Origin of the sequence: Streptomyces sp. NPDC091649, assembly GCF_044756785.1 — a bacterium.
GTDB lineage: Bacteria > Actinomycetota > Actinomycetes > Streptomycetales > Streptomycetaceae > Streptomyces.
On the sequence record NZ_JBIVTR010000008.1, the window covers coordinates 281,614 to 290,362 of the forward strand.

Annotated in this window: 11 protein-coding genes; 6 read left to right on the forward strand and 5 right to left on the reverse strand. The window is 72.8% G+C overall.

What is annotated here, in order from left to right; all coding sequences use genetic code 11:
• Positions 1 to 138 precede the first annotated feature (138 nt).
• Together cobT and ACIQMU_RS17125 are read right to left on the reverse strand one after the other, a co-directional pair.
• Complete coding sequence (gene cobT, locus ACIQMU_RS17120) at positions 139 to 1,251, reverse strand: nicotinate-nucleotide--dimethylbenzimidazole phosphoribosyltransferase (protein WP_352242449.1); 1,113 nt, start codon at positions 1,249 to 1,251, stop codon at positions 139 to 141.
• Between the two features lie 390 nt (positions 1,252 to 1,641).
• The gene (locus ACIQMU_RS17125; RefSeq protein WP_402689118.1) at positions 1,642 to 2,844 is read right to left on the reverse strand and encodes a bifunctional adenosylcobinamide kinase/adenosylcobinamide-phosphate guanylyltransferase; all 1,203 of its coding nucleotides are present in this window, start codon (positions 2,842 to 2,844) and stop codon (positions 1,642 to 1,644) included.
• A gap of 78 nt (positions 2,845 to 2,922) precedes the next feature.
• Between ACIQMU_RS17125 and ACIQMU_RS17130 the strand changes: the two genes are divergently transcribed.
• From ACIQMU_RS17130 to ACIQMU_RS17145, 4 genes are all read left to right on the forward strand, one after another.
• Positions 2,923 to 3,132 (forward strand): hypothetical protein, encoded by a 210-nt coding sequence (locus ACIQMU_RS17130; protein WP_352242451.1) that lies wholly within the window; start codon positions 2,923 to 2,925, stop codon positions 3,130 to 3,132.
• 410 nt (positions 3,133 to 3,542) lie between these two features.
• Entirely contained in the window at positions 3,543 to 4,031 is a 489-nt protein-coding gene (locus tag ACIQMU_RS17135; RefSeq protein WP_352242452.1) for a hypothetical protein, read from the forward strand.
• A gap of 58 nt (positions 4,032 to 4,089) precedes the next feature.
• Positions 4,090 to 4,743 carry a ScbR family autoregulator-binding transcription factor gene (locus ACIQMU_RS17140; RefSeq protein ID WP_352242453.1) on the forward strand — a complete coding sequence of 218 codons (654 nt, stop codon included), beginning with the start codon at positions 4,090 to 4,092 and terminating at the stop codon, positions 4,741 to 4,743.
• Between the two features lie 57 nt (positions 4,744 to 4,800).
• Positions 4,801 to 5,565, forward strand: coding sequence for an SDR family oxidoreductase (locus ACIQMU_RS17145; RefSeq protein ID WP_352242454.1), 765 nt, complete (start codon positions 4,801 to 4,803; stop codon positions 5,563 to 5,565).
• 64 nt (positions 5,566 to 5,629) lie between these two features.
• On the opposite strand, the gene ACIQMU_RS17150 is transcribed toward ACIQMU_RS17145, so the two are convergent.
• The gene (locus tag ACIQMU_RS17150; RefSeq protein WP_352242455.1) at positions 5,630 to 6,304 is read right to left on the reverse strand and encodes a ScbR family autoregulator-binding transcription factor; all 675 of its coding nucleotides are present in this window, start codon (positions 6,302 to 6,304) and stop codon (positions 5,630 to 5,632) included.
• 221 nt (positions 6,305 to 6,525) lie between these two features.
• Between ACIQMU_RS17150 and ACIQMU_RS17155 the strand changes: the two genes are divergently transcribed.
• Both ACIQMU_RS17155 and ACIQMU_RS17160 read left to right on the forward strand, forming a co-directional pair.
• On the forward strand, positions 6,526 to 7,482 hold the full coding sequence (locus ACIQMU_RS17155) for a ScbA/BarX family gamma-butyrolactone biosynthesis protein (RefSeq protein WP_352242456.1): 957 nt from the start codon (positions 6,526 to 6,528) through the stop codon (positions 7,480 to 7,482).
• A gap of 79 nt (positions 7,483 to 7,561) precedes the next feature.
• Entirely contained in the window at positions 7,562 to 8,515 is a 954-nt protein-coding gene (locus ACIQMU_RS17160; protein ID WP_402689119.1) for an NAD-dependent epimerase/dehydratase family protein, read from the forward strand.
• Positions 8,516 to 8,517: 2 nt separating this feature from the next.
• Here ACIQMU_RS17160 and ACIQMU_RS17165 read toward each other — a convergent pair whose 3' ends face one another.
• Both ACIQMU_RS17165 and ACIQMU_RS17170 read right to left on the reverse strand, forming a co-directional pair.
• Positions 8,518 to 8,640 (reverse strand): hypothetical protein, encoded by a 123-nt coding sequence (locus ACIQMU_RS17165; protein WP_352242457.1) that lies wholly within the window; start codon positions 8,638 to 8,640, stop codon positions 8,518 to 8,520.
• A gap of 14 nt (positions 8,641 to 8,654) precedes the next feature.
• Positions 8,655 to 8,749, reverse strand: a 95-nt coding sequence (locus ACIQMU_RS17170) for an adenosylhomocysteinase (protein ID WP_352242470.1), incomplete at its 5' end; no start/stop codon positions are given.

Sequence of the window (8,749 nt, forward strand, 5' to 3'; positions counted from 1 at the left end):
AGGCCGGACAGGGCCGGCGAAGGTGCGGACGGGGCCGGGGAGGTGCGGACGGAAGCCGGGAGGCAACTGACGGGGCGGGGGGGGAGGGTGGTGGGGGAGCCGGGCAGCCGGGGAGCCCGGGAGCCGGGGAGCGGGTCCTCAGGCCCCGTCGAGGGCCGCCGCACCCGGCTCGGCCGCCCGGTCCGCCTCCGGCTCCTCGTCCACGGTCTTCTCCGGCTCACGCTCCGGCAGTTCGGCGGCCAGCGCCGCCGCCGCCCGCACCAGCGGGAGGGCCAGCAGCGCGCCGCAGCCCTCGCCCACCGTCACGCCGTGGTCCAGCAGCGGGGTCAGCGCCATCCGGTCCAGCGCCTTCGTCTGCGCGGGCTCGCCGCTGACCTGGCCGGCCAGCCACCAGTCCGGCGCCCGGAACGCCGCCCGCTGCGCCACCAGCGCGCAGGCCGCCGAGACGACCCCGTCCAGGATCACCGGCATCCGGCGCACCGCGCTCTGCAGCAGGAAGCCCGTCATCGCCGCCAGGTCCGCCCCGCCGGACGTCGCCAGCAGCTCCAACTGGTCGCCGAGCACCGGCCGGGCCCGGCGCAGCGCGTCCCTGATCGCCGCGCACTTGCGCATCCACGCCAGGTCGTCGATGCCCGCACCACCGCGCCCGGTCACCACGGAGGCGTCCGTTCCGCAGAGTGCGGCGACGAGGGTGGCCGCGGCCGTGGTCCCGCCGACGCTGAGGTCGCCGAGCACCACCAGATCGGTGCCGGAGTCCGCCTCCTCGTCGGCGATGGCCATGCCCAGGCGGACCGCCTGCTCCGCCTCCTGCGCGCTCAGCGCGTCCTCGACGTCGATCCGCCCCGATCCCCGCCGCACCCGGTGCCGCACCACGGACTCGGGCAGCAGCTCCGGATCGCAGTCCAGGGAGACGTCCACGATCCGCATCGGCACCGAGAAGCGCCGCGCCAGCACCGAGACCGGGCTCGCCCCGTCGAGGGCGGCCCGCACCAGCTCGTGCGCGCTTCCCGCCGGCCGGCCGGAGACGCCCAGCTCCGCCACCCCGTGGTCACCGGCGAAGAGCACCAGGCGCGGCTGCTCGACGGCCCTGACCGGCACGGACTGCTGCGCGGCGCTGAGCCACTCGCCCAGCTCGTCGAGCCGCCCGAGCGCCCCCGGGGGGACGGCCAGCCGCTCGCGCCGCTCCTCGGCATCGCGCCGCACACCACCGTCGGGGCGTTGGATCAGGTCGGAGAAGTCGTCCAGGTTCACGGAGGTCTGCCTCGCGGGTCGTCACGTCGGGTCCGGTCCGGGAGCCCGGCGGCGGGCCCCCGGGCGCGTCCGGCGGATCCCGACCGGGTCCGCGGCGTCTGGCACGGCACCTCGCCGCGTTGCCGGAGCGCCCGAATCGCTCCGCGATGTGGACGTTCCAGCGCCTTGCGATGCACCGCACCAGACGCCGCGGCCTGTCCGATCCTGATCCGCCGGACACGCCCTGCCCGGAACAGTACCGGTCGGCCCACGGGGCGGACCCGGCCGCGAGGGCCTCGGCCCGGAGGTGCCCGGCGACGACGGGAACCTTCCGCGAGGAGAACGGCGACGGCGGGCCCGGCCGCGAGGTTCCCGGCCACGCGGGCCCGGCCGCGAGGAGACCGGCCCGACTCACCCCCGCAGCACCAGCGCCTGCCCCGCCACCACCAGCAGCACCTGCTCGCACTCGGCCGCCACCGCCGCGTTCAGCCGTCCCAGCTCGTCCCGGAACCGCCGCCCCGCCGACGTCGCGGGCACCACCCCGGATCCCACCTCGTTGGTCACCAGCACCACCGGACGCCGGGTGCCGCGCACCGCCGAGGCCAGCTCCGCGACCCGCTTCCGCAACGCCGCCTCACCGCCGTCGTGCCACCGTTCGTCCTCCCAGGCCCCCACCCGGTCCATCGCGTCGGTCAGCCACAGCGACAGACAGTCGATCAGCAGCGGCGGCCCGTCCGCCCGCAACAGCTCCGCGACCTCGCAGGTCTCCTCGGTCCGCCAGGCGCCCGGCCTGCGCTCCCGGTGCAGTCCGACCCGGGCCGCCCACTCCGCGTCCCCGTCGCGGCGCCCGCCGGTCGCCACGTACACCACCTCCGGGAACGTCTCCAGGCGCTGCTCCGCCTCCACCGACTTCCCGGACCGCGCGCCGCCGGTCACCAGTACCCGGCGCGGTACGTCCGGCACCGCGTGGTACTCGCCCACCACCAGCGTCGTCCCGTCCGGCACCGCCCGCGCCCCGGCCGCCGCGAGCCGCCGCTCCAGCGCCGGGCCCGGCGGGGCGTCGTGGTCCAGGTGGACCGCGATCACCTCCGTGGCGGGGCCGGCCGCGCCCGCCGACCGCAGCCGGGCCACCGCGTCGGGGCGGGCGACCACATCGCAGAGCACCATGTCCAGGGGCCGCTCCACCCGCTCGGGCAGGCCGGAGGGGGCGGCCCCCGGCGGCAGGTACAGCAGCCGCTCGCCCTCAGGGGCGGTCACCTCGTACCCGGTCCCCGGGGCGTCCATCGCCAGCGCCCGCACCCGGTGCCCGCTGATCAGCGTCAGGACCTGGCCGTCCGGTACCCGCCCGGCCGGCGGCAGCAGGGCGGGCAGCTCCACGGCGGGGCCGTCGTGCGGATGGGTCAGCAGTACCTGGCGGACCGCGCCCAGGGAATGCCCCGCACGGGCGGCCGCGAACTCCACTCCGGGGGTGAGGTCCAGCAGCAGCGCGTCGTCGATCAGCAACGCCGTCGCGGCCCGCGCCCACGGGCCGCGGGCCGCGGCGCAGGCCGCGCAGGGGCAGGAGGGGCGCGGCAGCCCGTCGGGGGCTCCGGTGCCGAGCAGTGTCAGTTCCACACCTTGATCCTCCCGCGTCCCCGTGCGAGGTGCGCGTCCGGCTACGCTTCGGGCAGCAACGCGACCCGGGAGGCTGGCATGGCGTGGACGTGGCGGTTCGAGAAGTCCGACGGTACGGAGACGGAGCCGGCGCTGCAGCCGGAGGAGTTCACCACCCAGGGCGACGCGGAGTCCTGGATCGGTGAGTACTGGAAAGAGCTCCTGGAGGGCGGCGCCGTACAGGTGACGCTCTTCGAGGACACGACCAAGATCTACGGCCCGATGAGCCTGGAGGCCGACAGCGCCTGAGGGCCGGGCGCGAACGGCCGACGCGAGGGGCGGGCGGTACGGGGAGAATCCCGTACCGCCCGCCCCTCGCGTGTGCCCGCCCCCAGGAGGTTCCCGTCCGGCGGCCCCGGGACCGCCGCGCGCGTCGACGGCCGGCTCGGGCGCGCGGTCGGCAGGGGGCCGCGCGCCCGAGCGCGCGGAGCCGTGGGCGCGCCGTAGAACTCCGCCTCGGCGGCATCGCGGGGCTCAGCCCCGCCCTCCGCGTCGGCGGGTTTCTCCCCGTGTCCCCGGCCCCGGCCCCGTCAAAAAATCCGTGCGACCGGTTTCTATTGACATACCGTTCGACCGGTTTTTAGGATGAGCGAGCCGCTCCGGGGGATCGCCGGTCGGCGGGTTCCGGTGTGCGTGGCGGAGTTGCGGAAGGAGAAGCGATGAGTGATCTCGAAAGTGGCCCCGGAGAGCGGCTCGTGGTGGTCGGCGTGATGGGGGACGCGGCGTCCTCGGCGGAGAGCTTCCTGGTGTCCATGCGGCTGAGCTGCCGGGGCATCCAGACCCTCAACCTCGGCACGGGGGTCACCCTGGACCAGGCCGCCGCCGAGGTGGCCCGGCGTCGTGACGCGCAGGCACTGCTCCTCGTCTGTGCGACCGGGGTCCACGCGGTGGCGGGGCAGTTGGCCGGCCTCGCGGCGCTGAAGGCGTCCGGCTCCCTGGCCCGTCCGGTCTTCGTCGGGGGCACGGGCGGTGACTCCTGGCGGGAGCTGCGACCGCTGGCCGCCCGCCTGCAAGGGCTCGGGGTCGCCCAGGTCCTGGCGGACCTCGCGGACGCGGCCTACCTGCTGCCGGTGCGGCGCACGGAGCCGCGAGGGGGCGCCGCACCGGCGTCGCCGCGCGCGGAGAAGGTGCCGGCCTGGGCCGGATGAGCCTCCTGCGGTTCCCATAAAACCATGCGACCGGTACTGTTCATACGCGAGGATATCCATGGCGAAGCAAGTACGATCCGAACGGACCCTTGAGCGGTTGGTGATGTCAGCGGCCGAACAGTTCGCCGAGCAGGGGTTCGTGCGGGCCACCCTGGCCGATGTCAGCAAGTCGGCCGGAGTGACCAAGGGGGCGCTGTTCTTCCACTTCTCCACCAAGGACGAGCTTGCCGACGTGGTGCAGGCGCGCGGCAGGGACGTCCTGGAGACACTCGTGGAGGAGCTGCACGATCCCGATGCCTCACGCCTGCAAGTGCTCGTCGACCTCACCCACTCCCTCAACGACCTGCTGCGCGAGAACTCCTTCATACGCGCGAGTGTGCGGATCACTCGTGAACGCACGCATCAGGAGCCGACGCCACTGGACTTCTATCCGCTGTGGCTCGGACGCCTGTGGAAGCTCCTGGAAGACGCCCGGAAGAACGGGGAGTTGGGGAAATCAGTGGCTGATGTGTCAGCGCGGACGCTGGTCACCGCCGCCGTTTCCGGCGTCGAGACCCTCGCCTGGATGGGTGTTTCCCGGCAGGATGCCGAGAAATGGCTGAGCAATCTGTGGGGGCTGGTCCTGCCCCTGCTGACCGCAGAGGACTCGGAGCGGTTGATCAGGACCACGGCCCCGGCCGCGGGCGCCGTGCACGTCGACGCAGAGCGCTAGAGAGATCGTCTGCTGCATTCCATCGCATCGGCACACGTCGTGAAGAGGAGTCGGACATTGGGCGTGCTCACGGGGAAGACCGCGCTGGTCACCGGAGGGAGCCGGGGCATAGGACGCGGCGTCGCGCGGAAGCTGGCGCGGGAAGGCGCGCGGGTGGCGATTCACTACGGGCATCATGAGGACGCGGCCCGGGGGACGGTCGAGCTGATCCGGCAGGACGGCGGCCAGGCGTTCGAGATGTGCGCCGAGTTAGGGGTGCCGGGCGATGTGACCGAGTTCTACGCCGGACTCGACGTCGGACTCGCGCGTCAGGGCTGGGGCCCCGAGTTCGACATCCTGGTCAACAACGCGGGGGTGAGCGGTTCCGCCCGTATCGACGACGTCACCCCTGAGCTGTACGAACGCATCTTCGCGGTGAACACGCGATCCCTGGTCTTTCTGGTCCAGCAAGGGCTGAAGCGGATGCGCGACGGCGGGCGCATCATCAACATCTCGTCGGCCGCGACCCGGATCGCCTTCCCGGAGTCCGTCGTGTACGCGATGAGCAAGGGGGCGATGAACACCTTCACCCTCGCCCTGGCCAAGGAACTCGGCGGGCGCGGCATCACCGTGAACGCGGTGGAACCCGGCTTCGTCGAGACCGAGATGAACGCCGCCAGACGCGCCGCCCCCGAACGGGCCGCCGAGCTGGCCTCGTGGTCCGTCTTCGACCGTCTGGGGCAGCCGTCGGACATCGCCGACGTCGTGGCCTTCCTCGCCTCCGACGCCGCCCGGTGGGTCACCGGGCAGTGCATCGACGCCTCTGGCGGGTCCAAGCTCTGAGCTGTCACCACCGCGGCGCCCGGACACACCTCACGGTGTGGGCGGGCGCCGCGGTGGTGACAGCTCAGGCAAGGGAAACGGGCTGCCGGTCGCCTGCCGGCGGGCCGATCCTGGCGCGGAGCTCGGGCGACCCCGCCGGGTCGAACCGGGAGATCCTGCGGCCCGGCACGAGGCCGGGAAGCAGCCAGGTCCACATGTCGGTCACACGCTGGTGCAAGTCCTCGCGTCCGGTACGGACCTGGGAGGTGATCTGCACACCGGCGAAGGCGCCGACGATGTAGATGGCGGCGTCGGTGACATTGACCTCCGGCTTCACGTCGCCACGGCCCTGCGCGGGAGCCAGGGAGTCGCGGACGGTTTCGATCCAGTTGTTGTAGAGCGTGGGGTCGGGGTCGGTGAACGAGCCGAGCTCGATCACGAGCCGGATCCCGGCCCGGACGCGGACGCTGCTGCGCAGTCCGGCAGCCATGTGATGCGTGAGGTCGATGGCCGTCTGAACGCCCGGACGCTCCGTCTCCGCGAGCAGGGACGTGATGTCGAACTGATCCGTCATCAAGGTGTGGGCCAGGGCCTCCTTGGACGGGAAGTGGAAGTACAGGGCCCCCTTGGTCACCCCGGCTCGCTGCGAGATGTCGCTCAAGCTCGTACTGCCGAAGCCCGCGGCGTCGAAGGCTGCCGCCGCACCCTCCAGGATCGCCTCGCGGGTGACCTCTGCTCGCTCTTGCCGTGCTCTCGCCACTGCCTGCTCCTGTCCGCCGCGATGCGGATGGTGGTCTTCCATCCTTCCGGTGGTCACCGCGGCTACCGCTGATGGCAATCTTCCTCCCTCTTGCCAAAAAAAACCAGTCAGCTAGTACGCTATTGCTCGTTCCACTAAGGAGTTCCGGGCCTCTTTGCCCGTCGTTTGTCCTGCTCAAGCCATGTATTGCCGCGAATCGCGCACATGCCAGGAGGCCAAGGATGACTGCACTTCTACAAGCCGACCGCCCCGATTTTCGTCAGAGTGAGGGCGACGAGCCGGAGCTCTTCGAGCAGACGGTGCCCCGGACGCTGGTGCACCGGGCGGCGATATCGGAGGTGCTTCTGACGGGGGTCAGACCCTGTGAGGACGACAAGCTCCGCATAGGCGCCCAGTGGTCACGCGGGCACAGCTACTACGGCGCCGTCGCCGGACGGTGGCACGATCCGATGCTCTTCGCCGAGGCGATCCGCCAGGCCGGGCTGCTGCTCGCCCACGAGGTCCTGGCCATACCGCTCGGCTTCTCCTTCCTCACGGAGACCATGTCCTTCGACATCACCGAGGAAGGAGTCCAGCTCGGCCGGGGCCCCGCCCACGTGGTGCTCGATGTGTCGCTCCGCGATGTCGTGCGCCGGGGGAACACCGTCTCCGCGTACGCCTACGACGTGGTGGCCCACCGGGACGGCCGCCGTGTCGGCTCGGGGAGCGCGACGGCGAAGTGCGTCAATCCGGCCGTGTACCGCCGGCTGCGCGGCGACTACACCGGGGCGACTCCCTCCCGCTCCCTTCCCGCCGCCATGAGCCCCGAACTCGTCGGCCGCACCTGCGAGTTCGACGTAGTCCTGGCCGCGGAGTCCCGCGACGGGTCCCGTGCCCTGCGCGCCGACCCCGACCACCCGGTGCTGTTCGACCACCCGGTCGACCACCTCCCGGGCATGGTGCTCATGGAGGCCGCGCGACAGGCCGCGCTCGACGCGCTGCGGCGCCCGGAAGGGCTGCTCGTCGCCTGCGACGCGGAGTTCCACAAGTACGTCGAGTTCGACTCGCCGTGCCTGATCTCGACCTCGGAACGGGAAGCGGCCGGACCCGGTCGCGAGGCCCTGTCCGTCGCCTTCCACCAGGGCGGATCCCCCGTCGCCGGCTGCCGGGTGACCGTCAGCGCCGGTTCGGAGAGGTGAAGCGGGGGTGGCCGGCCTTCCGGCGACCGGGACGGGTTCCGCCCGACCCGCGGAACGGGCCCCCGGGGCCGTGCTTCTCGTGGGCGGCACGGGCTTCATCGGGAGCGCCGTCCTGAGGCAGCTCCTGGGGGAGGCCGACGCGCCGCGTACCGCACCGCAGCTGCGCGTCCTGTCCCGACGCCCGCCCACCGGTCGGCCGGAGACCGCTGGATTGCGTTACCTGGCGGGTGACTTGATGGACCGGAGCACGCTCCGCGGCAGCTGCTCGGGAGCGGACGTGCTCGTGCACACGGCCAGCTATGTGGGCCGCGACTCCCGGAAGTGCCATGACATCAACTACGCCGGCACCCAAGCGCTCCTGGAAGAGGCCCAGCGGGCCGGTGTCCGGCGCGTCGTGTACGTCAGCACGGCCTCCGTGTACGGCTTAGGACCCCATCGGGGCCTACGGGAGGGTGAGTTGGGGACCGCACCCGGTTCGCCCGCGAGTGCCTCCCGGCTTGGGGCCGAGAGAGCCGTTCGCGACGCCCGAGGGATCGTGCTGCGGCCCCACCTCGTCTACGGTGCGGGTGACCGATGGTTCGTGCCCGCCCTTGCGCGGTTGCTCAGGCGGGTCCCGGCCTGGCCCATGGGCGTGTCGTCGGCCGGCTCGCTCGTCGCGGTCGACGACCTGGCCCGCATCGTCGCCGCGCTCGTGCGGGCACCGCTGGGGCCGGGGGCGGAACCCGGCGAGCCGTACCACGTGGCCCACCCCAGCCCGGTCCGGATGCGGCGCCTGGTGCTGCTCCTGTGCGGGCTCCTGGGCCTGCCGCAGCCGCGGACCTGCGCGTCCCCCGAGGAGCACCGCGTGCTCGCCGCCCGGGGGATGCCCGAACTCTCCGACCACCAGCACGCGTTGCTCACCCAGGACCACTGGTACGACAGCAGCCGTATCTGGCGCCGGACCGGTGTGGACCCGGGCCCCGGCTTCGAGGACCGGTTCGCGCAGTGTGCCGACTGGTACAGGCGGCACCTGGCGGACGGAGTCGGCACCTGAGTTCAGTCGACTCCGCGCACGATGTGGGACTCGCCGGGTTCGTCCTCGACCCCGGCGAGCCGGAGCACGGGGGCCCGGGCGGGATCGCCGGTCTGCGGGTCTCTCTCCTGTTCCTCGTCGAGCATCTGTCCTCCAGCCGTCAGTAGCGGTAGTGGTCGGGCTTGTACGGGCCCTCGACCGGGACGCCGATGTACGCCGCCTGCTCGGGACGCAGGGTCGTGAGCCGGACGCCGA

Excerpts from the sequence above, each read along its gene's own strand:
- ACIQMU_RS17165 (WP_352242457.1), bottom strand. The coding sequence starts at position 8,640 with ATGCTCGACGAGGAACAGGAGAGAGACCCGCAGACCGGCGATCCCGCC.
- ACIQMU_RS17155 (WP_352242456.1), top strand. The coding sequence starts at position 6,526 with ATGACTGCACTTCTACAAGCCGACCGCCCCGATTTTCGTCAGAGTGAG.
- ACIQMU_RS17140 (WP_352242453.1), top strand. The coding sequence starts at position 4,090 with ATGGCGAAGCAAGTACGATCCGAACGGACCCTTGAGCGGTTGGTGATG.
- ACIQMU_RS17130 (WP_352242451.1), top strand. The coding sequence starts at position 2,923 with ATGGCGTGGACGTGGCGGTTCGAGAAGTCCGACGGTACGGAGACGGAG.
- ACIQMU_RS17135 (WP_352242452.1), top strand. The coding sequence starts at position 3,543 with ATGAGTGATCTCGAAAGTGGCCCCGGAGAGCGGCTCGTGGTGGTCGGC.